This is a genomic window from Aeromonas sp. FDAARGOS 1416, assembly GCF_019048085.1.
GTDB classification, from domain to species: domain Bacteria; phylum Pseudomonadota; class Gammaproteobacteria; order Enterobacterales; family Aeromonadaceae; genus Aeromonas; species Aeromonas veronii.
The window spans coordinates 231,484-256,893 of sequence record NZ_CP077301.1 but is presented as its reverse complement, the minus strand read 5'-3'; the positions used below and the strand labels follow the sequence as shown (position 1 = coordinate 256,893).

30 protein-coding genes are annotated in these 25,410 nt (G+C 59.1%); 11 read left to right on the top strand and 19 right to left on the bottom strand.

Annotation, left to right across the window (positions count from 1 at the left end):
* Positions 1 to 15: 15 nt before the first annotated feature.
* Positions 16 to 1,071: a DNA polymerase IV gene (gene dinB, locus I6L46_RS01255; RefSeq protein ID WP_031227617.1), complete on the bottom strand. Its 1,056-nt coding sequence runs from the start codon at positions 1,069 to 1,071 to the stop codon at positions 16 to 18.
* A 131-nt stretch (positions 1,072 to 1,202) separates the two neighbouring features.
* On the opposite strand from dinB, the gene I6L46_RS01250 reads away from it, so the two are divergent.
* Complete coding sequence (locus I6L46_RS01250) at positions 1,203 to 1,409, top strand: hypothetical protein (protein ID WP_005338629.1); 207 nt, start codon at positions 1,203 to 1,205, stop codon at positions 1,407 to 1,409.
* Positions 1,410 to 1,520: 111 nt separating this feature from the next.
* Here the strand turns inward: I6L46_RS01250 and I6L46_RS01245 are convergent, their stop codons facing one another.
* Together I6L46_RS01245 and I6L46_RS01240 are read right to left on the bottom strand one after the other, a co-directional pair.
* Positions 1,521 to 2,081 carry a DJ-1 family glyoxalase III gene (locus tag I6L46_RS01245; RefSeq protein ID WP_216977183.1) on the bottom strand — a complete coding sequence of 187 codons (561 nt, stop codon included), beginning with the start codon at positions 2,079 to 2,081 and terminating at the stop codon, positions 1,521 to 1,523.
* 37 nt (positions 2,082 to 2,118) lie between these two features.
* Positions 2,119 to 3,072 (bottom strand): ketopantoate reductase family protein, encoded by a 954-nt coding sequence (locus I6L46_RS01240; RefSeq protein WP_216977182.1) that lies wholly within the window; start codon positions 3,070 to 3,072, stop codon positions 2,119 to 2,121.
* Positions 3,073 to 3,272: 200 nt separating this feature from the next.
* On the opposite strand from I6L46_RS01240, the gene I6L46_RS01235 reads away from it, so the two are divergent.
* A complete protein-coding gene (locus I6L46_RS01235; protein ID WP_005338634.1) occupies positions 3,273 to 3,755 on the top strand; it encodes a YajQ family cyclic di-GMP-binding protein in 483 nt (160 codons plus the stop codon).
* A 107-nt stretch (positions 3,756 to 3,862) separates the two neighbouring features.
* Here the strand turns inward: I6L46_RS01235 and I6L46_RS01230 are convergent, their stop codons facing one another.
* The 5 genes from I6L46_RS01230 to I6L46_RS01210 all read right to left on the bottom strand — a co-directional run bounded on the left by I6L46_RS01230 (position 3,863) and on the right by I6L46_RS01210 (position 8,745).
* Positions 3,863 to 4,711, bottom strand: coding sequence for an outer membrane protein OmpK (locus tag I6L46_RS01230; RefSeq protein WP_111899935.1), 849 nt, complete (start codon positions 4,709 to 4,711; stop codon positions 3,863 to 3,865).
* Between the two features lie 156 nt (positions 4,712 to 4,867).
* The gene (locus I6L46_RS01225) at positions 4,868 to 6,247 is read right to left on the bottom strand and encodes an MFS transporter (RefSeq protein ID WP_129504581.1); all 1,380 of its coding nucleotides are present in this window, start codon (positions 6,245 to 6,247) and stop codon (positions 4,868 to 4,870) included.
* 172 nt (positions 6,248 to 6,419) lie between these two features.
* Complete coding sequence (locus tag I6L46_RS01220; protein WP_042053243.1) at positions 6,420 to 7,007, bottom strand: peptidylprolyl isomerase; 588 nt, start codon at positions 7,005 to 7,007, stop codon at positions 6,420 to 6,422.
* Positions 7,008 to 7,009: 2 nt separating this feature from the next.
* Complete coding sequence (locus tag I6L46_RS01215; RefSeq protein WP_216977181.1) at positions 7,010 to 7,594, bottom strand: YajG family lipoprotein; 585 nt, start codon at positions 7,592 to 7,594, stop codon at positions 7,010 to 7,012.
* A 17-nt stretch (positions 7,595 to 7,611) separates the two neighbouring features.
* The gene (locus I6L46_RS01210; RefSeq protein ID WP_216977180.1) at positions 7,612 to 8,745 is read right to left on the bottom strand and encodes a methyltransferase; all 1,134 of its coding nucleotides are present in this window, start codon (positions 8,743 to 8,745) and stop codon (positions 7,612 to 7,614) included.
* A 204-nt stretch (positions 8,746 to 8,949) separates the two neighbouring features.
* Between I6L46_RS01210 and I6L46_RS01205 the strand changes: the two genes are divergently transcribed.
* The 9 genes from I6L46_RS01205 (at position 8,950) to nqrM (ending at position 16,809) form a co-directional block, all read left to right on the top strand.
* The gene (locus tag I6L46_RS01205; RefSeq protein WP_162517600.1) at positions 8,950 to 9,264 is read left to right on the top strand and encodes a BolA family transcriptional regulator; all 315 of its coding nucleotides are present in this window, start codon (positions 8,950 to 8,952) and stop codon (positions 9,262 to 9,264) included.
* A 434-nt stretch (positions 9,265 to 9,698) separates the two neighbouring features.
* Positions 9,699 to 11,042, top strand: coding sequence for a Na(+)-translocating NADH-quinone reductase subunit A (locus tag I6L46_RS01200; protein ID WP_041202293.1), 1,344 nt, complete (start codon positions 9,699 to 9,701; stop codon positions 11,040 to 11,042).
* Positions 11,043 to 11,045: 3 nt separating this feature from the next.
* Positions 11,046 to 12,275 (top strand): NADH:ubiquinone reductase (Na(+)-transporting) subunit B, encoded by a 1,230-nt coding sequence (locus tag I6L46_RS01195; protein WP_005338642.1) that lies wholly within the window; start codon positions 11,046 to 11,048, stop codon positions 12,273 to 12,275.
* Positions 12,265 to 13,053 carry a Na(+)-translocating NADH-quinone reductase subunit C gene (locus I6L46_RS01190; RefSeq protein ID WP_005338643.1) on the top strand — a complete coding sequence of 263 codons (789 nt, stop codon included), beginning with the start codon at positions 12,265 to 12,267 and terminating at the stop codon, positions 13,051 to 13,053. The genes I6L46_RS01195 and I6L46_RS01190 overlap by 11 nt, the downstream gene beginning before the upstream one ends.
* Positions 13,046 to 13,678: an NADH:ubiquinone reductase (Na(+)-transporting) subunit D gene (locus tag I6L46_RS01185; RefSeq protein ID WP_005338644.1), complete on the top strand. Its 633-nt coding sequence runs from the start codon at positions 13,046 to 13,048 to the stop codon at positions 13,676 to 13,678. Before I6L46_RS01190 ends, I6L46_RS01185 begins: the two co-directional genes overlap by 8 nt.
* Before the next feature lie 3 nt (positions 13,679 to 13,681).
* Positions 13,682 to 14,278: an NADH:ubiquinone reductase (Na(+)-transporting) subunit E gene (nqrE, locus tag I6L46_RS01180; protein WP_005338645.1), complete on the top strand. Its 597-nt coding sequence runs from the start codon at positions 13,682 to 13,684 to the stop codon at positions 14,276 to 14,278.
* Between the two features lie 32 nt (positions 14,279 to 14,310).
* Positions 14,311 to 15,534 (top strand): NADH:ubiquinone reductase (Na(+)-transporting) subunit F, encoded by a 1,224-nt coding sequence (gene nqrF, locus I6L46_RS01175; RefSeq protein ID WP_005338656.1) that lies wholly within the window; start codon positions 14,311 to 14,313, stop codon positions 15,532 to 15,534.
* A gap of 3 nt (positions 15,535 to 15,537) precedes the next feature.
* Positions 15,538 to 16,575: an FAD:protein FMN transferase gene (locus I6L46_RS01170; protein ID WP_216977179.1), complete on the top strand. Its 1,038-nt coding sequence runs from the start codon at positions 15,538 to 15,540 to the stop codon at positions 16,573 to 16,575.
* Between the two features lie 9 nt (positions 16,576 to 16,584).
* Complete coding sequence (gene nqrM, locus I6L46_RS01165; RefSeq protein WP_005338668.1) at positions 16,585 to 16,809, top strand: (Na+)-NQR maturation NqrM; 225 nt, start codon at positions 16,585 to 16,587, stop codon at positions 16,807 to 16,809.
* A gap of 73 nt (positions 16,810 to 16,882) precedes the next feature.
* On the opposite strand, the gene I6L46_RS01160 is transcribed toward nqrM, so the two are convergent.
* The 11 genes from I6L46_RS01160 to I6L46_RS01110 are packed head-to-tail and all read right to left on the bottom strand — an operon-like array spanning position 16,883 to position 25,390.
* A complete protein-coding gene (locus I6L46_RS01160; RefSeq protein ID WP_216977178.1) occupies positions 16,883 to 17,422 on the bottom strand; it encodes a DUF3833 domain-containing protein in 540 nt (179 codons plus the stop codon).
* Between the two features lie 14 nt (positions 17,423 to 17,436).
* Complete coding sequence (locus I6L46_RS01155) at positions 17,437 to 17,979, bottom strand: chalcone isomerase family protein (RefSeq protein WP_216977176.1); 543 nt, start codon at positions 17,977 to 17,979, stop codon at positions 17,437 to 17,439.
* Positions 17,936 to 18,157 (bottom strand): TIGR02450 family Trp-rich protein, encoded by a 222-nt coding sequence (locus tag I6L46_RS01150; RefSeq protein ID WP_005338671.1) that lies wholly within the window; start codon positions 18,155 to 18,157, stop codon positions 17,936 to 17,938. The genes I6L46_RS01155 and I6L46_RS01150 overlap by 44 nt, the downstream gene beginning before the upstream one ends.
* Positions 18,154 to 18,630 carry a DUF2878 domain-containing protein gene (locus I6L46_RS01145; RefSeq protein WP_101530809.1) on the bottom strand — a complete coding sequence of 159 codons (477 nt, stop codon included), beginning with the start codon at positions 18,628 to 18,630 and terminating at the stop codon, positions 18,154 to 18,156. Before I6L46_RS01145 ends, I6L46_RS01150 begins: the two co-directional genes overlap by 4 nt.
* 2 nt (positions 18,631 to 18,632) lie before the next feature.
* A complete protein-coding gene (locus tag I6L46_RS01140) occupies positions 18,633 to 19,889 on the bottom strand; it encodes a cyclopropane-fatty-acyl-phospholipid synthase family protein (protein ID WP_042054420.1) in 1,257 nt (418 codons plus the stop codon).
* Positions 19,889 to 20,671 carry a DUF1365 domain-containing protein gene (locus I6L46_RS01135; RefSeq protein ID WP_042054419.1) on the bottom strand — a complete coding sequence of 261 codons (783 nt, stop codon included), beginning with the start codon at positions 20,669 to 20,671 and terminating at the stop codon, positions 19,889 to 19,891. Before I6L46_RS01135 ends, I6L46_RS01140 begins: the two co-directional genes overlap by 1 nt.
* Positions 20,668 to 21,927, bottom strand: a complete 1,260-nt coding sequence (locus tag I6L46_RS01130; RefSeq protein WP_216977174.1) for an NAD(P)/FAD-dependent oxidoreductase — start codon at positions 21,925 to 21,927, stop codon at positions 20,668 to 20,670. The genes I6L46_RS01135 and I6L46_RS01130 overlap by 4 nt, the downstream gene beginning before the upstream one ends.
* The gene (locus tag I6L46_RS01125; protein ID WP_042054415.1) at positions 21,924 to 22,658 is read right to left on the bottom strand and encodes an SDR family NAD(P)-dependent oxidoreductase; all 735 of its coding nucleotides are present in this window, start codon (positions 22,656 to 22,658) and stop codon (positions 21,924 to 21,926) included. The genes I6L46_RS01130 and I6L46_RS01125 overlap by 4 nt, the downstream gene beginning before the upstream one ends.
* Positions 22,655 to 23,083, bottom strand: a complete 429-nt coding sequence (locus I6L46_RS01120; RefSeq protein ID WP_040096496.1) for a nuclear transport factor 2 family protein — start codon at positions 23,081 to 23,083, stop codon at positions 22,655 to 22,657. Before I6L46_RS01120 ends, I6L46_RS01125 begins: the two co-directional genes overlap by 4 nt.
* Position 23,084: 1 nt before the next feature.
* The gene (gene phrB, locus I6L46_RS01115; RefSeq protein WP_216977172.1) at positions 23,085 to 24,506 is read right to left on the bottom strand and encodes a deoxyribodipyrimidine photo-lyase; all 1,422 of its coding nucleotides are present in this window, start codon (positions 24,504 to 24,506) and stop codon (positions 23,085 to 23,087) included.
* Entirely contained in the window at positions 24,503 to 25,390 is an 888-nt protein-coding gene (locus I6L46_RS01110) for a MerR family transcriptional regulator (protein ID WP_216977170.1), read from the bottom strand. Before I6L46_RS01110 ends, phrB begins: the two co-directional genes overlap by 4 nt.
* Positions 25,391 to 25,410 lie beyond the last annotated feature (20 nt).

Here is a 25,410-nt window from a genome sequence, read left to right as displayed (position 1 = left end):
AAAAACTTAACTCTCTCACAGCAAATCCAGCGAGAGTTGATTAACTTCACCCTCTTTTGGCAAACCCACCACCAAGCCCAGCAGACGAACCGAACGCCCTTGCGCCCGCTGTAGCCCCTCTTTGAGCAGGGGAACGAACAAGGCTGGCTGATAGCCACCCTGACTGCGATAGACGGTGGTCTGGTGGAAGTCGGCAAACTTGAGCTTGATTCCCTGACCCATCACCTGCTCGGCAGGGCACGCCAGCTGAAATCGCCGCTCAAGTTCCGGCAGCAGTTGCTGCAATACCGTCAGGCAGGCGGCTTCGTCACAAACATCGCTCGCCAAGGTAGTCTCCACCCCGATGGTTTTGCGGATCCGGTGCGCCTGCACCGGCTGTTCATCCAGCCCCCAGATCCGGGTCGTCAGCATCTCCCCCAGCTTGCCAAAACGGCTGCACAGCTCTTGTGCCGACAAAGCCCGCGCATCCTCACAGGTGTAGAGCCCTTGCGCCTCCAGCCGCTCGGCAGTCTTGCGCCCAACCCCGGGCAGTTTGCCGAGTGGCAGCTGACAGACAAATTCGGCCACTTCGTCGGGACGAATGACAAACAGACCATCAGGCTTGCGCTGCTCCGAGGCGAGCTTGGCGAGAAACTTGTTGGGGGCCACTCCGGCCGAGGCGGTCAATCCCAGTTCGGTGACGATGGCTTGCCGGATCTCTTGCGCCATCAGGGTGGCGCTACCGCCACAACAGCGACTGTGGGTCACGTCGAGGTAAGCCTCGTCCAGCGACAGTGGTTCAACCTGATCGGTATAGCGCAGGAAAATGGCCCTGAGCTGACGGGAGATATCCTTGTACACCGCCATTCGCCCAGGGATCAGTACCAGCGGCGGGCAGAGTTTTTTCGCCAGGGCGCTCGGCATGGCGGAGCGCACCCCGAACCGGCGCGCCACATAGTTGCAGGTCGAGATGACGCCGCGCCGCTCGGAGGCCCCACCGATGGCGAGCGGCACCTCCCGCAACGCCGGATTGTCCCGCATCTCCACCGCGGCAAAAAAGCAGTCCATGTCGATATGGATGATCTTGCGCATACCACTGTATAAATAAACAGACATGGCACCATCTTACCCCAAGGATAATCGCAGCTCTATCTCTCTCGTTGCGGCTAAAATAGTAGACTCCAAGGAGACCTTTACTACCACAATGACAAGGAGCGTTCGGGATGAAATATCTTTGGTTGGGACTCTGTTTGCTACCATTGACCGGCATCGGCAAGAACAACCCGACGGCAGAGTGCCGCTGGCTGTACGACCGGATTGAGATACTGGAACAGGCTATCAAGAAAGGGGACAAGCTCGGCACAGAGCAAGAATTGGCACGCTGGAAAACTGAGTACAACAAAAAACAGTGCTCACAGTACGACTACTGAGCCGGACAAGATGGCGTGACCGACAACGGCAGATAACAAGCGGGCCCCGATCAAGATGACCGGGGCCCGTTTTTCAAAGCATGGCCAGCTGGATTCTGCAGCAGAGTGGGCTCAAGGCAGCACCATAGGGCCAGCGACAGTGGCCGCCACCTCATCCCCACGCAGCGCCCGGACCAGTTCAAGGGCAAACTCGATGGCACTGCCCGGCCCCTGACTAGTGATAAGGCGATGAGCCTCATCCCTGACGACCCGCTCATGTGACAGCTGCGATGTCGGTAGTCGGGGCTGAAAGCCGGGATGACAGGTGACGATGGCACCATCCAGCAGAGCGTGATGTTGCAACACCACCACAGGGGCGGCGCAGATGGCAGCGCGCCAGCGGCCAAGAGCGGCCTGCTCTTTGAGCAGATCGATGGCCAGCGGGGTATCGCGGATCACTTCGCTGCCGGGCAGACCACCGGGTACCACGATGGCTTCAAAATCCCGACGGGTCAGTTCGTCGATATGACAATCGGCCACCAGCTGTACCCCGCGCGATGCCTTCACCTGCCGGGATCCGGCTGGGCAACAAGAGGCCAGCACCACCTCGATGCTGGCGCGCACCAGGGTATCGACAATCGCGACCGTCTCTATCTCTTCCGACCCGGGGGCCACCAGCACCAGTACACTCACGTTCGCCTCCTTGCAGCTTGCTCTGCCATGTAAAAGATCAGACGGCCTGACTCTTCTCTTTAATCGCCTGATAGAGACCCTGATTGACCGGTACGGCAATGCCATGCCGGGCAGCCTTGGCCAGCAGGAAGCCGGTGATGGCCTCAATCTCGGTTTCGCGTCCCAGCTCCATATCCTGATGCATGGAGGAGTAATTGTCAGCGGTCAGCTCCACCACTGTCATCACCCGGCGTTGCAACTCCTCTGCCGTGGTTGTAATCCCTTCGGCACACATCACATCCGCCACTTCCACGCAGATCTGCTGCAGGGCATCGGCAAAACGGGGGCCAGCCAGCTCGCCATTTTTCAGCTTGTAGAGGGCCGTCAGGGGATTGATGGCACAGTTGATGGCCAGCTTTTGCCACTGGCGCGTCAATACCTGCTCATCCCAACCAGCCTGCCCCAGTGCCAGCGCCAGCTCGTCCGCGAGCGCGGCATGGGCCTTGGCGGCATCGTTGATCGGGCCAAGCCAGGTTTCACCCTTGCCAGTATGACGGAAGACAAAATGGCCGCACTGCATGGCGCCATGGCTGGTGACACCGGCAATCACCGGATTGTGCGGGAACATCTCGACCACCTGCTCGGCAATGCCCATCCCGTTGTGCAGCAGCACGATCGGCACGCCGGCATCGAGCTTACCCACCAGCGGCGTCAGTGCGGCAATCATCTGACTGGCCTTGGTCATCACCAGCAGACGCTGGATCTTGCCGGGGTTGCTGACAAATCCGCGTTCGATATTGAGCAGCTGGACATGCCCCTCCAGCGAGGTGAAATCGATCCCCGGATGGAGCGTGGACTTATGATGTTCGCGCAACAAGACACGGGTGGATTGACCACTCTGGGTCAGCAGGGAGGCAAAAACGCCGCCGAGGGCGCCACAACCCAACAGTGACCACTTCGGAGTAACGGGTGGAATAACGGGCTGTCGGGAATTTTTTAATCCGCTTGGCATGGTGTGACTCTGTCAGGGTAAGGGTTGCAATCCTCTCAACCTGTTACCGGGGATAAGTGAAGATGTCGCTGGTGGACACTAACGGGTCCACCCGTCCTGTGCGCAGGGGATTCTAGCAGAGCAACCCCATCAAAATCAGCAAATTTGCCCGTTTTCTGGTAGATTTGCCCCCCGATAACGCAACATGAGGAGCTCCGGCTATGCCGTCATTCGATATTGTCTCTGAAGTCAAAATGAACGAGGTGTTGAACGCTGTCGACAACGCCAATCGTGAACTGGCCACCCGTTTCGATTTTCGTGGGGTAGAAGCCAGCTTCGAGTTGAACAAGGAAGAGGTAAAACTGGAAGCCGATGCCGATTTCCAGCTCAAGCAGATGGTCGAAATCCTGCGCGGCGCCCTGCTCAAGCGCAACATCGAAAACAGCTCCATGGAAGTGGGTGACTCGGTTCACTCCGGCAAACGCTTCCACCTGACCGTAAAATTCAAGCAGGGGATCGAGAAAGAGATCGCCAAGAAGCTGGTCAAGCTGATCAAGGACTCCAAGATCAAGGTACAGGTCGCCATCCAGGGTGATGAAGTACGTGTCACCGGCAAGAAGCGTGACGATCTGCAAGAGACCATGGCACTGGTCCGTGGCGCCGAACTGGGTCAACCGATGCAGTTCCAGAACTTCCGCGACTGATTTATCCACTCAGCCGTGGCGCACTTGATGACTCGCGCCACGCTATCTAAATCGCGGCCATAAAAAAACCGGAGCAGATGCTCCGGTTTTTTGTACCCCAAGTTTTATTAGAACTTGTAGGTAACAGAGAAGTAGTGGCTGAAGCCGGTGCTCTTCCAAGGCGTCGCACCAGGGAAGGAACCAGTGGAACCATCTTTAGTACCGTAAGCATCCATAAAGTACTTCAGACCATAACCAACGGCATAACGATCGGAGTGCCAGTAGATACCGTGGAAAGTGGCCAGGTTATCGCTGGTACGGTCAGCACGATCGTGAGTATCCAGATCGAATTGATAATCCAGATAACCTTGGTAGGAGACAAAGCTGCCATTACCGAAGGTGTAGAAAGGCTTGAACCAGTTCATAGAGAACTGATAACCGTTCCAGTCGCCTTCTTCTTCAGCAAAGAACTGGTTCTCTGTGGAATAACGGGCATACAGGTTCATACCGACCTTGCCAAACCAAGGAACCATCACATCGGCACCCAGACCAATCTGATTTTCCATCTGCTTGTCGCCGACGTTGTTCAGGTTGGCAATGTAGAGCTCTTGCACAGGACCAAAGGAGAGATCTTTACCGGTCAGAGCATCCAGAGACATGCGTGGGGCAAACTTCATGAACAGGTTCTGACCATGGTGTTTGTTGCTGTGGCGGGAGTCGAAAATATCGAATACGTCGACATAGCCGTACAGATCAAACAGGCCGGAGCGACCACCGAATTCCATTTCAAAATAGGTATCGTTGTAGTCCTCTTCACTGGTAGTGAAAGGGCGCTGGTCGATGGTGTGCATTACGTTGAACTGCATCCACTTATAGTCATTCTTGTGGATATCACCGCTGTAATCAGCTGCGAAGGCCGGGGTAGCGGCGGCAGCCAGCAGACCGGCAGCGATCAGAGTCTTGGTAAATTTGGCCATTTTATTGGTCTCTTGTGCGTTAGTTGAGGTTTTCCGTAGCCTGCCCACAAGGAGCGAGAGGGATTCTAATCAAATAAAATTGGGGGTGAAACAACTTCTCGGGAACTTTATCCGGAAGTGTGAATCTAATCACCCCCGATTCTACGCAAACGCTTGCTATTTGTCAGCCGTTGAGAGCAACTCACTCCCTTTTCTGGCGACAAGCACAATCAACAACAACACGGGCAAGCCCAATAAACTGGTTCCGACAAAGAAGGCACTGTAGCCAATCTGCTCCACAACCTGCCCGGAAAAACCGGCCAGCAACTTGGGTAGCAGCAACATTACCGAGCTGAAAAGGGCGTACTGAGTGGCCGAAAATGCCACATTGGTCAGGCTGGAGAGATAGGTCACGAAGGCCGCGGTAGCGATACCGGCACTGAGGTTATCCAGCGAGATGATCAGCGTCAGCAGTTCCAGATTGTGACCAACCTGATTGAGCAGGGCAAACAGCAGGTTGGTGCTGGCGGTGAGCAGCGCTCCCAAGAACAGGATGCGCAGCGTGCCGAAGCGCATCACCAGCACGCCCCCCAGGGCCGCTCCCACTAACGTCATGATGACGCCAAACACCTTGGTAATAGTCGCAACCTCGGTCTTGCTGAACTGCATATCCACATAGAAACTGTTGGACATCACCCCCATCACCACATCGGCAACCCGATAGCAGGCGATCAGAGCCAGGATCAGCAGCGCCGAGCTGCCATAGCGACGAAAGAAGTCGGCGAACGGACACCAGACCGCCTCATAGGCCCAGGCCCCCGCACTCGCCAGCAGCGCAGGCCACCCTTTTTCCAGGAGCTGCGCCTTGCGTTCGGCCTGTTGTTTGCCCTGCTCGGCCAGATCGATATCCGGCTCGTGGCAAAACAGCGTGGTGATGACCCCGAGTGACATCAGACCCGCCATCACCAGATAGGTAATCTGCCAGCCACGATAGTCATAGCCACTATTGCTACCAAACCACGCTGCCAGCGCCAGCGCACCGGCGCCCGCCATGATCATCGCCAGTCGGTAACCGGTCATGTAGGAGGCTGCCATCGCCGCCTGCAGCCGCTCGGGGGCGGATTCGATGCGATAGGCGTCGATGACGATATCCTGCGTGGCCGAGGCAAAGGCCACCAGCAGGGCAAACATCGCCAACTGAGCCAGCTCGGTCTTGGGATCGCAGAACGCCATGCCGACCAGCGCGGCGGCAATCAGCAGTTGGGAGAAGAACATCCAGCTGCGGCGACGCCCCAGCAGCGTGGAGAGCAACGGCAGCGGCATGCGATCCACCAGCGGTGACCACAGCCATTTAAAGCCATAGGCGAGCGCCACCCAGCTCATATAGCCGATATCGGTCAGGCTGACATCGGCCTCGCGCAACCAGAATGAGAGGGTACCGAACACCAGCAGCAGCGGCAGACCCGATGAAAAACCCATGGCAAAGAGAATAAACACCCGAAATTCGAGATAGACGGCGAGGGACTCTCTCCAGCTTGGTTTGCGGATCATGTTCAACTACCTGACGACTTTGGAAAAGTGCGTCATTTTGGCAGGTTGATGGCAGATAGCCAAGGCAAGCAAAGAGATAGGCAAAAGAAGCCCGGATAGAGAAAAGGCCCATCCCGAACGGGATGAGCCTTGTATCGTGACCTGACGAGGCGAGGTGACGAACCGCGTCCGGTGAGGATTACTTGCCCGCTTTCTTGTCGACTTTCTTGTCTGCCGGAGTTTCTGCCAGCAAGACCACCTTCTTCAGAATGATGGGACTGGTCGGCACATCGTTGGCACGCAGAATGGGGCTGTAACCGGTCTGTACCTGAGCCAGCTTGTCCAGCACCTCCATCCCCTGCACCACCTGACCGAACACGGTATAACCCGCAGAGCCACCGGCGTTGAGGTTATTGTTGTCGACCAGATTGAAGTAAAACTGGCGAGTAGCGCTGTCGACCGCCTGGGTGCGAGCCATAGCGATGGAGCCACGCTTGTTGGGCAGACCGCCGCGCGACTCGTTGACCACAGGCTCATAAGTCGGCAGTTGCTGGAACTGCTGGTTGTAGCCCCCACCCTGCACCACGAAATCCTGGATCACCCGGTGGAAGATGCTGCCGTCATAGCTGCCATCAGCCACGTAGCGCAGGAAGTTCTTCACCGTCTGGGGCGCCTGCTTGGACGCCAGCTCCACCACGATATTGCCGTGGTTGGTCTCCATTCTGACTTTCGGGCCCGCGAACGCCAGCGGGGCGATCAGCATGGCCAGCAACCAGAGTTTTTTCATCATCAGACCCCTGCACCGTTCGGTTGACCTTTCAGGTAACCACGCAGCGCATCATCCGCCATGATCTGCTGCAGCACGCTACCCAGTTGCAGGTTCAGTGTAGACTCCAGGTCGGCCATGCTTGGCTCGCTCGGGCTCTCCTTGCTGGAGGACATGTTGAACTGCTTGGTCAGACGGTTGCCCTGGAAATCGGCGATCGCCTGCAGGCTGACGCGGGACTTGGTGACATAGGTAAAGGTCTTCTCTTCCACATTGACTGCGGCGTTGGAAATCACCAGCGTCAGGTTGGTGGTGCCACTGTTGCCCACTTCGAGACCCTGGCTGCGCAGCCCTTCGGCCAGCCGCTCGGCCATCAGCAGGTTGAGCGGACGCTCGCTGTTGACCAGCACGGGGGCTTTCTCTTTATGTTTGATGGAGAAGACGTAGGCAGCCTCACGCTTGTCTACCCCTTCCATGGTGATGCGATTGCCAGAGTAGTATTGCTGGTTGGCGGGGATCACCTGCGGATTGAGCAGCGCTGTCTCCGGCCAATGAGTGGCACACCCGCCCAGCATCAGGGCGGCCAGCAGCAAGAGTGACTTTTTCATCATGGTTTCCTTTGGCTTTAGCGTTTGATGGATTTCAAAATAACGAATTTGCTGTTCGACGCAACGACTTGTGCGTTGGCAAACAAGCGCTTGAGTTTGTTGTGATAGTCCAGATGACGGTTGCCTACTATCCAGAGTTCCCCCCCCTGAGGCAACACCCGGTGCGCATCGCTGAACATCTGCCAGGCGATATGATCGGTGATCGCCTGCAACTGATGGAAAGGAGGGTTGCAGAGGATCCGATCCGCCGAGCCGACCGCCACCCCGTCGAGACAGTTATTGACCATAAAGCGGGCGCGCGGCAGTGCATCGGGCAGATTGTGCTCGACGTTGAGCTGTGCCGAGGCGACTGCCATATAGGATTCATCGATAAAAGTCACCTCCACCTCGTTGTCTTTGGCGAGCAGCGACAGACCCAGCACCCCGTTGCCACAGCCCAGATCGATCACCTTGCGGGCACTGTGGATGGGCAGGTTGTCCAGCATAAAGCGGGCACCGATATCGAGACTGGTGCGCGAGAAGACGTTGGCATGGTTGTGGATGAGCATGCCACTCCCCTCCAGCGGCCAGACAGTCGGGAAGGGGTTGGCCAGCGCGGGACGTACTGCCTGCGGCTCGCAGTGAATGAGGCGCGCCTTCTTCCAGGCCAGCGAGGTACGGGTAGGCCCCAGATACTTCTCAAACAACTTGAGGGTGGAGGTATGAATATCCTTCGCCTTGCCGGCAGCGATAACGCGGGTTGCCGGTGTCACCACCTCCCGCAGCGCTAGCAGTTGCTGCTCCAATAGAGCCTGATATTTGGAGACCTTGATCACCACCAGCGCAGGGGCATCGGGCAGCGGCGCCAGCGCATCCTGCAAGCGGATCCCACCCGCATCCAGCCCATTTTCGGCCAGATTGGCCAGGGTCGCCCGCTCACTGATGTAGGAGTCGGTGACGCAGCAGGGGGAGTGCGGATGCAGATAGGCCGCCAGCGCGCCAAAACCGTCATTCATGATGATGACGGGGCCTGCCTGCTCGAGGGGAGACTCCGCCAGGGTGTTGATCAGGTATTCGTCAGCCGCATCCCAGGCTTGCAGGGTCTCCTGACTCTGGCGCGGATAGCGGTAGAGCGTGAGCTGGCAATGGGGAGTGTCGAGAAGGGTTTGCATAGGAAGAGTCCAACCTCGGCTTTATTCGTGTATACAGGCGCCAGGGGCGACGCAAAGTGGCGCTATTCTAGCGAGGAGCAGGAATTTCACCAGTTCGATGCGCATCAAGGGAGCAACTGACGGGTGATTTCCCTCTTACGGGGGCTTATTCCATCCCGCGACTGCCGATAGAATGGCGCGACATTCACTCTGGAAGCCGATCCGATGACCATCCAACAACTGATTGAAGCCAAGCTGACCGCCGCCCTCTCCCCCTCCGTGCTGGAGGTGATCAACGAGAGCCACATGCACCGTGTGGAACCGGGATCTGAGAGCCACTTCAAGGTGGTGATCGTCAGCGAGCAATTTGCAGGGCAGCGGCTGCTGGCCCGTCATCGTCAGGTCAATGCTGTGCTGGCCGACGAGCTGGCCGGTGCCGTTCATGCACTGGCACTGCATACCTACACCGAGACCGAGTGGCAGGAAAAAGGCCACGCCCCGCGCACCCCGAGCTGCGTTGGCAAACCGTCGCTCTCCTGAAACCGGTTGTACCACAGGATTCCCCTCGAGAACCTGCCAACAAAAATTAAACATATTTCCCCCATTGGCCCCGAAAAGGCTACATCCAAGGGGGTATATTTCGGCATCAAGGCTTTTTGCTGATAGTGGAGACAACAGCAAATACCCCCATCGAGGTATCGAAATAAAAAAACCTTTAAAACCACTACTTACAAGGTGTCGGGGCCTTATTCATTGCAGGTTAATTTTGTGATGGCACGGGGATTTTGCCCATTTGGCATGGCAGAAAATGCACCTTAAGTGGTAAACTCAAGCGCTTTTGAGTGAGCCTGCATGTTGAATAATTGTTGAGCCTGCCCACCTGGCGCAACCACAACATCGACTCATTCAACCACCCGTCGTGATGTATTTCTCGGCGCTAACCAACCTCTCCCGTAACGGTAGTGCAAGTAAGTATGATTACAATCAAAAGAGGACTGGACATCCCCGTGCTGGGTGCGCCAGAGCAAGTAATCTACGATGGCCCCGCCATCACCCGTGTTGCGACACTGGGCGAGGAGTTTGTGGGGATGCGACCTACTATGTTCGTCAAAGTAGGTGATCGCGTCATCAAAGGTCAGGATCTTTTTGAAGACAAGAAGAATCCGGGCGTTAAATTCACAGCTCCTGCCACCGGTGTGGTTTCAGAGATCAACCGTGGTGCCAAACGTGTTCTCCAGTCTGTGGTCATCGACCTCGACGGTTCCGATGAACAGGTGACGTTTGAGCATTTTGCCTCTGCCGAGCTGGCCAAGCTCGAGCGCAGCAAGGTGCAAGAGATCCTGGTCGCATCAGGTCAGTGGACTGCGTTGCGTACCCGTCCGTTCAGCAAAGTCCCCGCGGTAGCGTCTGCCCCGCGCGCCATCTTTGTGACTGCAATGGACACCAACCCGCTGGCAGCCGATGCCGAGCTGATTATCAAGGAACAGCCGCAGGCCTTCCTCGATGGTCTGGCCGTATTGACCCGCCTGACCGACGGCGCCGTCTACGTCTGTAAAGGCGAAGGCAGTCTGCCCCACTCTCCGCTGGCTCAGGTCAAGGAAGAGATCTTCGTTGGTCCGCATCCTGCCGGTCTGCCGGGTACCCATATCCACTTCCTGGATCCGGTCAGCAGCACCAAGGTGCAGTGGCACATCAACTATCAGGATGTGATTGCATTCGGCAAGCTGTTCACCACCGGTCAGATCTGCACTGACAAGGTGATCGCGCTGGCTGGCCCGAACGTGCTCAAGCCGCGTCTGCTGCGTACCCGTCTGGGCGCCTGCATCAGCCAGCTCACCAACAATGAGCTGCGTGCCGACGAAAACCGTATCATCTCCGGTTCTATCCTGAGTGGTGCCAAAGCCGAAGGTGTTCACGACTACCTGGGCCGCTACCACAATCAGGTTTGCGTGCTGGGTGAAGGTCGCGAGAAAGAGTTCCTGGGCTGGATCAACCCCAGCGCCAACAAGTTCTCTATCACCCGTACCACCCTCTCTCATCTGATGAAGGGCAAGCTGATCAACTTCACCACCACTACCAACGGTAGTGACCGTTCAATGGTGCCTATCGGCAACTATGAGCGGGTGATGCCACTCGACATCCTGCCGACCCTGCTGCTGCGGGACATGGTCTCCGGCGATACCGACGGTGCGCAAGCACTGGGCTGCCTGGAGCTGGATGAGGAAGATTTGGCGCTCTGTACCTTTGTCTGCCCCGGCAAGACAGAGTACGGCCCGATCTTGCGTGAGTGCCTGACCAAGATTGAACTGGAAGGTTAAGCGATGAGTTTCAAGCAACTTCTTGAAAATATGGAACACCACTTCGAACCGGGTGGAAAGTACGCCAAGTACTATGCCCTGTTCGAAGCGGCGTACACCCTGTTCTATACCCCGGGTAGCGTTACCCGCAACGCCTCCCACGTTCGTGATGCGCTCGATCTGAAGCGCATGATGATCATGGTGTGGCTGGCAGTGTTCCCGGCCATGTTCTGGGGCATGTACAACGTTGGTAACCAAGCGATTGCCGCCATTGCCCACATGGGCTCGGCTGCTGGTGCCAGCAGCTGGCAATATGCCCTGGCTACCATGCTGGGCGCCTCCCTCGATCCGGCTGTAGCCGGTATCGGCAGCAAGATGCTGATCGGCGCCACCCACTTCTTCCCGATCTACATCACCGTCTTCTTTGTCGGTGGTTTCTGGGAAGTGCTGTTCGCCATGGTGCGCAAACACGAGATCAACGAAGGCTTCTTCGTAACCTCAATTCTGTTTGCCCTGATCGTGCCGCCCGAGCTGCCCCTGTGGCAAGCTGCGCTGGGTATCACCTTCGGTGTGGTGATGGCCAAAGAGGTGTTCGGTGGTACCGGCAAGAACTTCCTGAACCCGGCGCTGGCTGGTCGTGCGTTCCTGTTCTTCGCCTACCCGGGCCAGATCTCCGGTGACGCAGTGTGGGTTGCCGTTGACGGCTTCTCCGGCGCGACTGCCCTGAGCCAGTGGGCCCAAGGCGGCCAGATGGCGCTGATCAACGGTGCAACCGGCCAGGCTATCAGCTGGATGGACGCTTTCCTGGGTAACCTGCCGGGTTCCATCGGTGAAGTCTCTACCCTGATGATCCTGCTGGGTGCCGCCATGATCGTCTACATGCGCATCGCCTCCTGGCGCATCATCGCCGGCGTGATGATCGGTATGATCGCCACCTCCCTGCTATTCAACGTCATCGGTTCCGATACCAACCCCATGTTCAACATGCCGTGGCACTGGCATCTGGTACTGGGTGGCTTCGCCTTCGGTATGGCCTTCATGGCGACCGACCCTGTCTCCGCAGCCTTTACCAACAAAGGCAAGTGGTGGTATGGCGCCCTGATCGGCGTAATGGTCGTGCTGGTTCGCGTGGTCAACCCTGCGTTCCCGGAAGGCATGATGCTGGCCATTCTGTTTGCGAACCTGTTTGCTCCCCTGTTTGACCACTTCGTCGCTCAGGCAAACATCAAGCGGAGGATTGCTCGTGGCGTTTAATAAAGATTCAACCCTCGGCACCGTCAGCGTGGTCACCGGCCTCTGTCTGGCCTGTTCCATCGTAGTATCCGTTGCCGCTGTGGGCCTGCGTTCTACCCAGCAGGAAAACAAGGCGCTGGACAAGCAGAGCAACATTCTCGCCGTAGCCGGTGTGGATGTAAGCGAAGTGGCCAAGCGCGACCTGGCCAAACTGTACGGCGAGAAGATCGAAGCGCGTCTGGTGGATCTGGCGACCGGTGACTTTGTTGACGGCGATGCCGACAACTTCGACACCAAGCAGGCAGCCAAAGATCCGGCCCGCAGCATCCGTCTTGCTGCCGCTGACGACAAGGCCAGCCTGCGTCAGATCTCCAAGCAGATCCCGGTATTCTTCGCCAAGGATGCCGAAGGCAAGATCGACAGCATCATCCTGCCCATCTACGGTCAGGGTCTGTGGTCGACCATGTATGCCTTCGTCGCCGTTGCCGCTGATGGCCAGACCATCAAGGGCATCACCTACTATGACCACGGTGAAACCCCGGGTCTGGGTGGCGAGATCGAAAACCCGGCCTGGCAGGCGCTGTTCAAGGACAAGAAACTGTTCGACCAGAATGGCATGCCGGCGCTGCGCGTCATCAAGGGCCATGCTCCGGCGGGCTCCGAGCACGAGATCGATGGTCTCTCCGGTGCCACTCTGACCGGTAACGGCGTACAGCATACCTTCGACTTCTGGATGGGTCCCAAGGGCTTCGGTCCTTTCCTGGCCAAGGTTCGTGCAGGAGAAATCAACAATGGCTGACAAGAGCGAAATGAAGAAGTTGCTGTTGACGCCTGTGCTGGGCAACAACCCCATCGCCTTGCAGGTGCTGGGTGTCTGTTCTGCACTGGCGGTTACCAGCCAGATGAAAACTGCGTTTGTAATGACCCTCGCGGTCATGGCGGTCACCGCCTTCTCAAACCTGTTCATCTCCCTGATCCGCAACCAGATCCCGAACAGCGTCCGGATCATCGTGCAGATGGCGATCATCGCCTCACTGGTTATCGTGGTTGACCAGGTGCTCAAGGCGTACGCCTATGACATCTCCAAGCAACTGTCGGTCTTCGTGGGTCTGATCATCACCAACTGTATCGTAATGGGCCGCGCCGAAGCGTATGCCATGAAGAGTGCCCCGCTGCCCTCCTTCCTGGATGGTATCGGCAACGGTCTGGGCTATGGTGCCATTCTGCTGAGTGTCGCGACCGTGCGTGAACTGCTGGGCTCCGGCACCTGGTTTGGCATCGAGCTGCTGCCGCTGGTGAACAACGGTGGCTGGTATGTGCCCAACGGCCTCCTGCTGCTGCCGCCGAGTGCATTCTTCATCATTGGTCTGATCATTTGGGGCGTGCGCACCAAGGATCCCAAGCAGGTGGAGGCGAAGGATTAAGGTATGGAACACTATCTGAGTCTGTTGATTAAATCGATCTTCATCGAAAACCTGGCACTCTCCTTCTTCCTGGGGATGTGTACCTTCCTGGCGGTGTCCAAGAAGGTAAAGACCTCCATGGGTCTGGGTATTGCCGTTATTGTGGTGCAGACCATCGCGGTTCCTGCCAACAACCTGATCTACAACTACGTGCTTAAAGATGGCGCTCTGGTATCCGGTCTGGATCTGAGCTTCCTGAGCTTCATCACCTTCATCGGTGTGATTGCAGCACTGGTACAGATCCTGGAGATGGCGCTGGACAAGTACTTCCCGGCACTCTACAACGCGCTGGGTATCTTCCTGCCGCTCATCACCGTGAACTGCGCCATCTTCGGTGGCGTCTCCTTCATGGTGCAGCGTGACTACAACTTCATGGAGTCTGTGGTCTACGGTGTGGGTTCAGGGGCAGGCTGGATGCTGGCGATCGTTGCGCTGGCTGGTATCCGCGAGAAGATGAAGTACTCCGATGTTCCAGAAGGCCTGCGCGGTCTGGGCATCACCTTCATCACCGCCGGTCTGATGGCGCTGGGCTTCATGTCCTTCTCTGGTATCTCCCTGTAATCGGCTTTCCTGCAATCAGAAAGGAACGATAGATGGAAATTATTTTGGGTGTGGTCATGTTTACCGTGATCCTGCTGGCACTGGTGGCAGTCATTCTGTTCGCCAAGTCCAAGCTGGTGACCGCGGGCGACGTGACAATCAGCATCAATGGTGACCCGGCCAAGGCTGTGACCAGCCCGGCCGGTGGCAAGCTGCTCGGCGTGCTGGCTGGCAGCGGTATCTTCGTCTCCTCCGCCTGTGGCGGCGGTGGCTCCTGCGGCCAGTGCAAGGTACGGGTGAAATCCGGTGGCGGCGACATTCTGCCGACCGAACTGGATCACATCAGCAAGGGCGAAGCCCGTCATGGCGAGCGTCTGGCCTGTCAGGTTACCGTTCGCTCCGACATGGATATCGAACTGCCGGAAGAGATCTTCGGGGTGAAGAAGTGGGAATGTACTGTTATCTCCAACGATAACAAGGCCACCTTCATCAAGGAGCTCAAGCTGCAGATCCCCGATGGCGAGAGCGTGCCGTTCCGCGCCGGTGGTTATATCCAGATTGAAGCCCCGGCTCACCACGTGCACTACAAGAACTTCGATATTCCCGAGGAGTATCGCGGGGACTGGGATCGCTTCAAGATTTTTGAGCTGGAGTCCAAGGTCGATGAGCCAATCATCCGGGCCTACTCCATGGCCAACTATCCGGAAGAGTTCGGCATCATCATGCTGAACGTGCGTATCGCGACCCCGCCACCCAGCAACTGGACTGCCCCTCCGGGACAGATGTCCTCCTACATCTTCAGCCTGAAGGCTGGCGACAAGGTGACTATCTCCGGTCCGTTCGGTGAGTTCTTCGCCAAAGACACCGATGCCGAAATGGTATTCATCGGTGGTGGTGCAGGTATGGCGCCGATGCGTTCCCATATCTTCGACCAGCTGCGTCGCCTGAAGTCCAAGCGCAAGATGAGCTTCTGGTACGGTGCCCGTTCCAAGCGCGAAATGTTCTATGTCGAAGACTTTGACATGCTCGCCGCCGAGAACGAGAACTTTACCTGGAACGTCGCGCTGTCTGATCCGCAACCGGAAGACAACTGGGACGGCTACACCGGCTTCATCCACAACGTGCTCTACGAGAACTATCTCAAGAACCACGAAGCACCGGAAGATTGCGAGTTCTACATGTGTGGACCTCCGGTGATGAACGCTGCCGTCATCAACATGCTCAAAGACTTGGGCGTTGAAGACGAAAACATCCTGTTGGATGACTTTGGTGGTTAATCCATGCACAGTGTTGTAAAGACCTGGCTAGCCTTCGGGCTAGCCTTTTTCTTGACTGGGTGCGGTCAGGAGACGGTCCAATCCAAACCGGAGATCCACATCACCGGTAGCACCATGGGCACTTACTACTCAATCAAGGTGGCGGACAGCGCCATCAGCGATCCGGCCAAGCTTCAAGCTGAGGTGGATGTGTTGCTGGAGCGGGTCAACGATCAGATGTCGACCTATCGCCCCGATTCCGAACTGTCGCGCTTCAACCAGAGCCGTGACAACAAACCGGTAGTGGTCTCCCGCGATACCGCACGGGTCGTCACAGAGGCCATTCACATTGGCCGTGAGAGCCAGGGGGCGCTGGACGTCACCGTTGGCCCCTTGGTCAATCTGTGGGGCTTTGGCCCGGACAAGAAGCCGACCAAGGTCCCTTCCGACGAGCTGATCACCCAGACTCGCCAGAAGACCGGTCTGGGCAACCTGCACGTCATCACCTCGGTGGATGCCGATACCCTGCAAAAAGACATTCCGGATCTCTACGTCGATCTCTCCGCCATCGCCAAGGGATTTGGTGTGGACAAGGTAGCCGAGTATCTGGAGTCACTGGGTGCGCGCAACTATCTGGTGGAGATTGGCGGCGAGCTGCGGATCAATGGCGTCAACGGCAAGGGTCACCCCTGGCGCGTCGCCATCGAGAAGCCCACCGCAGGCACCGGCACGGTGCAAGAGGTGATCGTGCCCGGTGACAACGGGGTGGCCACCTCCGGCGATTACCGCAACTACTATGAACTGGATGGTCAGCGCTTCTCCCACACCATAGATCCGCGCAGCGGCAAGCCGATCCAGCACCGTCTGGTATCGGTCACCGTGATCCACCCCTCCTGCATGACCGCAGACGGGTTGGCCACCGTGTTTATGGTGATGGGGACCGAGAAAAGCCTGGCCTATGCCAACGAGCGCGGCCTGGCGATCTTCGTGATCACCAAGACGGACAAAGGCTTTGAAGAGGCTTACTCCGATGCCTTCAAGCCCTATCTGGTCAAGAAGTAAGAGGTAGAGATGCAGATTTTTCTGATCACCTTCGGGGTATTCATGCTGGTGATAGCCGCCATGGCTATCGGTTATATCTTCCAGAAGAAAACCATCTCCGGCTCCTGTGGCGGTCTGGGTAGCGTCGGCATCGAGAAAGAGTGCGATTGCCCGGAACCCTGCGACAACCGCAAGAAGAAGATGGCCAAGGAAGAGGCCCGTCGCAAGATGCTGGAAGAGAACCGCATCATCTGATGACTCTGGTTTTTCGGTAAACAAAAGCGCGCCATCGGCGCGCTTTTTACTGGCCGTTATCTTGCGTTAACGGTCAGGGCTGACGTTCGATATAGAGGATCACTTCACCCAGATGGATACCGAACTTGCTGATCTCGGCACGATTGATCAGACGATCTTCGTCCAGCAGGTACATCCAGTCATCGAAGCTCACCAGCACCACCTCGCCATCCGGTAGCGCCAGATCGAGCTGATAACGCCAGTTGAGGGCGAACCCTTCGCTTTTACCCACCGCCTCTCCCACCACATCGGAAGCAGTACCTCGCCAGTGACCGTCAACCCCCTTGCTCAGATACCAGGTACGGGTCTGCTGGCGGCCATCGTCAAAGTAGAACTGCTCGAACAGCTCTCCCTTGCCATCCTTCCAACGACCCACCATCTCGACCCGAAAGCGACTGGTCACTTCGCCGCTGCGGTCGGTCACCAGGCCGTGAGCCACCAGTTTGCCGTTGAAGAAACGGGCGAGATCCCAGTTTGGCCCCTGCCCCCGATAGTCATCGAGACTGGCACCACAGCCGCTCAGCAGCAAAAAGGGGAGCAACAGCAACCAGCGGTATGCACGATAGAAAAACATTGGAAACTCCATGTTCAGGGTTGGCCACGCAGGCGGCGAGTCAGGGCGGGATCACGGCTGTTGTCAGCCAGCCAGATGGCGAGAAAAGCGGCAGAGAATTGCGGGTCGGCCAGGGTGCCGAGGGGCTTCTCCTGCCACCAGAAGTGGCCTGTCCCGCCCTTGTCGACGTAGAAGGTAAGCTTGTCGCCTGCCTGCACGTCGGGCCAGAGTGCAGCGAGCTGGCCGAGCCAGCGCTGACGTTCGGCGTCGGAGCCAAGACCGAGTCGCTGCCACTCGGCGGCAGTGGCGCTCAGCAGATCTTCCCGCTCGATGGATCTGGCATAGGTGAGGGTCAGGGCCTGCGGATAGTGACCGGGCTGATAGTGCCCGCTTTCACTGTAGAGGGTGGCATCGTAGAGCTTGAACCATAGCCAGTTCATCTCCCCCTGCCCGACCGGGCGCAACTGTTGCCAGGGGGCGGCAGAAGCCTGCACCGCGGTTGCAGCAAAGAGCGCAAACGCCAGCAGCAGCGGGTTAATTCCACCCCATATGCCAGTGGTTGGGGTCTTCCAGTTCATGCCAGTCCATCTCCTGTTCCTGCAGGGTGTTGATATCCTGCATCACCACCTGCACCAGCTGCCCCTGCGCATCCCGCTGGCAGGCAACCACCAGATAGAAGCGATCAGTCAGCTCATGCTGGCTCTCTTTAGTCCATTTGGAAAAAAGCAACGAGTCGGTCGAAAAGGTGTTTGTCATGACTCACCCTCCAGCTTGACCATTACCCACAGGAGTACGGGTAACCACCACATCCAGATCACTGCCAGCAGCGCCGAACTGATCCAGATGCCCCAGGGTAAGTTTACTGCCCCCATGGCGGCCCCTGCCACATAGGAGGAGGCACCGCCAAATACGCCAAACAGTGCCTGCTGCCAGCGAGGCAGGCGCAGCAGCCAGCGCATACCGTGGGCCAGCGTCAGGGCAAAACCGAGCCAGAGCAGCACCAGCCAGAGGGGAAAACCGGACGGGAACCGGAACAGGCCGAGCTGCCAGAGCAGCACATCCAGCAGACAGCCGGCCACCGCAATGGGGAGCAGCCGCCAGTCACGCTGGCGGCTGGGTGAGAAGAGAAAGTGCAGCAGCAACATTGCCAGCAGCGGGCCCGGCTGCTGCCACTTCACCGCCAGCAACCAGTAGAGGTTGAACCCCAGCAGGTGAGCCCACTGCCACATGGTCAGTGACCGCTTACTGGCACATCACCCGACCAGCCAGCCGGACCCGGCTTGGCGGCCTCCAGCTGCACCAGACTGATGGTGCGCTCCCAGAATCCCCCCTCGCAATAGGCAAAGTAGAAGTGCCACAGCCGGATGAAATCCTGGCTGTAACCGAGCTTGGGCAGCTCGGGCGCCAGCGCCAGAAACCGCTCGCACCAGTGAGCCAGGGTACGGGCATAGTGATGACCGTGATCGTGCAACCGCACCAGCTGCATGTCGGTCTCCCGCGCCAGCAACCCCGCCATCTGGGAGACGCTCGGCAGGCAGCCACCGGGGAAGATGTAGCGCTGGATGAAATCGACTCCGCGCAAATACTGGGCATGGCGCTGATCGGCGATGGTGATGGCCTGGATGAGCAGGCGACCACCGGGTTTGAGCAGCCGCGACAGCTGGCGGAAATAGTCGGGCAGGAAAGCGTGCCCCACCGCCTCGATCATCTCGATGGAGACCAGCTTGTCATAGGTGCCCTCCAGCTTGCGGTAATCCTCCAGCAGCAAGGTGATGCGATCCCCCAGCCCCTCCCGCGCAATCCACTCCTTGGCATAGTCATGCTGGGCCCGGGAGATGGTAGTAGTGGTCACCCGGCAGCCATAGTGGCGGGCGGCATAGACGGCGAGGCCACCCCAGCCGGTACCGATCTCCAGCAGATGATCATCAGGTCCCAGCTCCAGTCGCTCGCAGATGGTGCGCAACTTGGCTTGCTGACCCTCTTCCAGAGTGGCCTCGGCGCTCGGATAGATGGCGCTCGAGTACTGCATATGGCTGTCGAGAAAGCCCTGATAGAGGGTATTGCCGAGATCGTAGTGGGCGGCGATGTTGGAGCGCGAACCGGTCAGGGTATTGCGGTTGAGCCAGTGGCGCACCTTGTTGAAGGGGAAGCTGAGCCAGCCGAGGCGCCGTTCGAGGGAGTCGAGCAGGGTCAGATTGCGGGCCAGCAGCCGCACCAGCGCCACCGGGTCCGGGCTGGTCCAGAGTCCCTCCACCCAGGTTTCTCCGGCGGCAATGCTGCCCCCCAGCAACAGGCGACGATAGAAGGCAGGATCCAGCACCACCAGTTCGGCATGCAGATCGGTACCCGCGACGCCAAAGCTGTGGCGCTCACCGCCATCCCGCAGCAGCAGCTGGCCATGTTCGAGGCGACCCAGCAGATTGAGCAGCAGTTGCCTTGCCCCCTTGTCGATGAAAGAGGCAGAGAGGGTTGATTGAGCAAGTTCCATTAGCGGCTCTCCGGATGGGTAAATATCGGGGTTCGTTTGATAAATAGACGCAGGGCCTGCCAGTAGATCCCGAGCAGCACCTTCATGGTCATCCAGGGCCAGCGGGCCAGCAGGGCCACCAGCCCCTTGCGCGACAAGGGTTCGCGAGTGAGCGCCAGGGTTGCGTCAAACAGCTTGGCTTCACCGGATACGGGATGACTCTCGATATGGATCAGTGTCTCCTGTGCGGGCGGCCTGATCCGCCAGTGATAACGCATCGCCAGCCCCATAAAGGGGGAGACGTGAAAATCCTTGTCATGGGGCGCCAGCGCCGCCAGATCCAGCAGGTAGTAGTGACGCTCATTCCAGGGGGTGTTCGACACCTCCGCCAGCAGATAGCGCGCCTCGCCCTGCCGGTAGCAGAAGTAGAAGTTAACCGGGCTGAAGTAGAATCCCAGACAGCGCACATTGCCGAGCAGCAGCACCCGCCCCTCGGGCTCGGCATCGCCACCCAGCTCGCTCACCTTCTGCCACACCGCCTGCTTGAGGCATCCCTCACTCCCCTTGAGATAGTCATGGCGGTGAAACGAAAGCAGTCCCGAGCGCTCCACACCGAACCAGCGCCCCTGATCGAGCTGCGGCAGCTCGTCGAGATCCAGTCCCAGCATAAAGAGGCTGTAGGAGAAGGCGTGAGCCCGCGGTGCAAAACGGCGGTGGCGCACCGAGCCCTGCCAGATGGCGCTGGTCACGCCAGCCAGTTCGTCTGTACGCTCATGTTCGGTGGCCACGGTGGCGCCGTTCATAGCTCGGCTCCGAAGCGCCTGGCGACATCCAGCGCGCTGCGCACCCCATCCTCGTGGAAGCCGTTGTACCAGTAGGCGCCACAGAAATGGGTGTGCTGCTGGCCGCAGATCTCCGCACGCCGTTGCTGGGCGGCGATGGAGGCCTGATTGAACACCGGATGGTGGTAGACGAAGCGGCGCAGCACCTTGCTCTCATCCACCTTGCCCTTGGGGTTGAGGCTGACGCAGAAGGGCTCCGGCGAGTTCACCCCCTGCAGGATGTTCATGTTGTAGCTCACCAGTGGCCGCGCCTCGTCATTGCCATCGAGCTGATAGTTCCAGCTGGCCCATGCCTTGCGGCGGGTGGGCAGGCAGCTAGCATCGGTGTGGAGCCAGACATCGTTGGCCTGATAGGGCATGTCGCCGAGGATGGCCTGCTCCCGCTCGCCGGGATCCGCCAGCAGCGCCAGCGCCTGATCGCTGTGACAGGCGAAGATCACCTCGTCAAACCGCTCCTCACCGTAACTACTCTGGATCACCACGCCATCCGCATCCCGCCGTACGCTCTGCACCGGACAGACGAGGCGGATCTGCGACTGCCAACCCGCGGTAAGGGGGCCGATATATTCCCGCGAGCCGCCCGGGATCACGTACCACTGGGGGCGATTGGCCATATCCAGCAGGCCATGGTTGGCAAAAAAGCGCAGGAAGAAGCCAAGGGGAAAGGCGCGCATATCGGCCAGGGTCGATGACCAGATCGCCGCTCCCATCGGCAAGATGTAGTGGCGGGCGAAGTAGTCGCTAAACTCCCCCGCCAGCAGAAAGTCTCCCAGCGTCAGCTCGGGTCCAGCACCCTGATGTTGACCATCTGCCAGCCAGGCCCGAGCATCCCGGTTGAAGCGCAAAATCTCGCCAACAAAACCGTAGAAACGGGGGCTCAACAGATTGCTACGCTGGGCAAACAGGGTGTCGAGGTTGTGGCCGTTATACTCCAGCCCCTCCGGGCTCTTCACCGAGAAGCTCATCTCGGCCGGTTGCCGCGCCATGCCGATCCGCGCCAGCAACTTCAAGAAGTTGGGGTAGGTGCGATCGTTGAAGACGATAAAGCCGGTGTCGATGGCATAGCTGCGGCCAGCCTGATTCACATCGACGGTCGCAGTGTGGCCGCCCAGAGTCGGCGCCGCCTCGAACAGGGTGATGTCATGGCGTTTGTGGAGCAGAAAACCGGCGGTGAGCCCCGAGATCCCTGAACCGACGATGGCGATCTTTTTCTTCATGAATGGCTTCCTTTCGATACGAGTGCGCGGCCAAGGCGCAGCCAGAGCCCCACCGGCAGCGCACCAAGCAGGCGCAGCAACCAGATGAAACGGCGGGGAAAGTGGATCTGGTGACGACCAGCGGTCAGCCCGTCCATGATGGCGCGAGAGGCCTGCTCCACCGTCACCAGACAGGGCATGGGAAAATCATTTTTGGCGGTGAGCGGCGTCTGGACAAAGCCGGGGCGGATCAGGGTCACCCCGATCCCTTTGCTGGCCAAATCGAGGCGCAAGGTATCCGCCAGATAGTCGAGGGCCGCCTTTGAGGCGCCATAGGCCTCGGCTCGTGGCAGCGGCAGCCAGCTCACCGATGAGCTGACGATGGCCAGCCGAGATCCCGCCCCTAGCAACGGCAAGAAGGCGGCCAGCGCATGGCCGGTGGCGGTCAGATTGGTCTCAATCACCCGGGCAAACAGCTCGCTGTCAAACCCCTCCGCCACATCCATGTACTCGCAGTTGCCTGCGTTGAGGATCAGCAGATCGAGAGATGGCAGCGTAGCAGCCACCCCGCTCATTGCGGCCAGATCACGGGCATCGAACTGCAGCGGCGTGACGCCATCCAGCCCCAGCGCCTGCAGCCGTTCGCCATCGCGGCCACAACCCCACACCTGCCAGCCGGCGCGCCGGTAATCCAGCGCCAACTGGAGACCTATGCCGGAGGTCGCGCCGGTGATAAGCACTCGGCCGCTCATGCGCCAAGCCTCATCTTGATGGTGCGCACCACGGGCCCGAGCAGCGGCAACTGCTCGTAGAGCATGGCGCCCAGGTCAAAATAGTCCCTGTGCTGGCACACCTTGCCCGCCTCGTCGAATTCGAGGCGGGTGGCCCCCTCCACCGTCACCGGCTCACCACCACGCAATCTGGGGTGAGAGAAGGTCATAGTCCAGCCGAGCCAGGCCTGCGGCCCTTGTTGCTGCTGACTGGTGATGACGAAACGGCAGTAGGCGAGGCGCTGATAGAGGGCGGCAAAATAGTCGCCAAGGGCCGCCAGCCCCTCAATGCAGTGAGCCGGGTCGGTAAAGACCACCTGTTCGGCATAGACCTCGGGCAAGCGGTGCAACTGCTGTTTGTCCAGTTGCTGATAGAGGCCAATAAAGCGGGCCAGCGGCTCGTTCATCCTATTTCTCCAGAGAGCGAAACATCTCGATGGCTCTCACCCGGGCAACGGCGTGATCCACCATGGGTGCCGGATAATCCTGTCGCCCCTTGAGTCGCAGCCAATCGTGGGGCTGATGCACATAAGCGGCGGGAATATCGGCCAGTTCAGTTACCCAAGTACGGATAAACTCCCCTTGTGGATCAAATCGTTGCCCCTGAGTGGTGGGGTTGAAGACCCGAAAGTAGGGGGCCGCATCGGCGCCGGTCCCCGCTGCCCACTGCCAGCCGCCGTTGTTGGCCGCCAGATCTCCATCGATGAGCCGACTCATGAAGTAATCCTCCCCGAGCCGCCAGTGGATATGGAGATCCTTGGTGAGAAAGCTCGCCACTATCATTCGCAGCCGGTTGTGCATCCAGCCGGTGGTGTTGAGACAGCGCATCGCCGCATCGACGATGGGGTAGCCGGTTCGTCCCTCGCACCAAGCGGCGAAGGCATCCGGGTCCCAGCTCCACGGCAAGGCCGCCGTCTCGGGCTTGAAGGGGCGATTCATGGAGAGGGTCGGGATCAGCACCAGCAGGTGGCGATAGAACTCGCGCCAGACCAGCTCATTGAGCCAGACAAAGCCGGGCTGGGCCTTCGACTGGGGCCGATAGCCGAGCCGCTGCTGGAGCGCCGCCACACACTGACGGGGACTGATGATGCCCGCCGCCAAATAGGGGGAAAGCATGGACGTGCCCGCGATGGCAGGAAAATCCCGGGTCTCGCCATAGTCGAGCACCGCCTGCTCCAGAAAAATGTTCAAACGACGCAGAGCTTCTGCCTCCCCCACTGGCCAGCGGGGATCCGCCGTCAGCTCGCCGAGCGCCTCATCAACCCACGCCCGCTCAGCCAGCGGCTGCCACGGCAGTGGCTCGCCCCGTGGTGCAGGAGCGCGATGAATGACAAACCCCTCCTCGTCGAGGGCCTTGAGCCAGGCGCGGCTGAAGGGGGTGAACACCTTGAACATCTCACCCGAGCCGGTCAGCACCCGCCCCGGCGGCAATACGCAACAGCCGTTGAGCCAGTGACAACTCACCCCCTGCTCTGCCAGCGCGGCGCTGACGGCGTGATCGCGACGCTGCTCATCGATCTCGATAGCCTGATTGGCGTAGAGCTGGGTCACCCCCAGCTCGCGGCAGAGGTCTGACAACGCAGCGGGCGCCTCGGCAAAAGTCTCCACTCGCAGCAGATGGAGCGGGATGCCAAGGGCCGCCAGCTCGCGGCCCAATTCATCTACCTGCGCCAACATAAAGCGCTGACGGATGGGGGCCATTTTGTGCTGCCGCCACTGGGTGGGGGAGATGATAAAGAGCGCGGCGACCGGTTCATCACCGGCGCAGGCATGCCGCAGTGCCGGGTTGTCGGCGAGGCGCAGATCATTGCGAAACCAGACCAGTTTCATGATTTTTTCCTCCCGCGTCCGCTGGTGTCAGCAGCATCTGGGGCATCCGCTATCAACTCGGCAAGGCTCGCCTGCCAGCCATGGGCTTTAAGCCACTCATCGTCGTAGAGGCGCCCCAGCTCGCCAAACAGGCGTGTGCCTGCGGGCCACCCGGCGGCCAGATCCTGTTTGCCAAGACCGGCTCCCAGCAATACCAGCCAGGGGGTAACGGCACGTCCTTCCAGCAGGCTGGCATGGCGGGGCTCCACCTCCCCCAGCAGTTGCACCTCATAGCCCTGACCGATCAACTCGTAGGCGGCCCAGACCAAATCGAGGGGGCCGACTTGCCCCCAACTCGCCAGCGTGATCGGCACGCCCTTCTCCTGCTCGATCAGGTGGCGGGCGAAGCGGGTATGGAGCCAGTCCAGCCACACCTGTTGCAGCAGCTCGCCATCGGGCCGTTCACGCCACAGCCCCAGCAGCCGCTCCACCAGCGGTTGCAGTACCCGGCTGCGCACCAGCTCGAACGGGTAGCTCGCCAGCAGGTCGTTGAGCTCGGACTCCGCCTTGCGCTGGTTGAAGGCAAGCAGCGCCTGACTGAACTGCTCCAGGGTTTGCTGCCAGTGATCGCTCACCGGCTCGGAATGGGGTTCGCTCAGGAGCCCCTTCACCTGCCCGATACTCACTCCCCGCTCCAGCCAGCTCAGGATCTCGCCGATTTGGCGGATATCCTGCTCGCTGTAGAGGCGGTGGCCCTTTTCGGTGCGGGCCGGTTGCACCAGACCATAGCGGCGCTGCCAGGCGCGCAGGGTCACGGCGTTGACGCCGGTGAGACGGGAGACCTCGCGAATGGGGTAGATCCCCTCATCAGCCAGAGGAGCAACTTCTTGCGATAAATCAGACATGACACGTCCATCAAACAGAG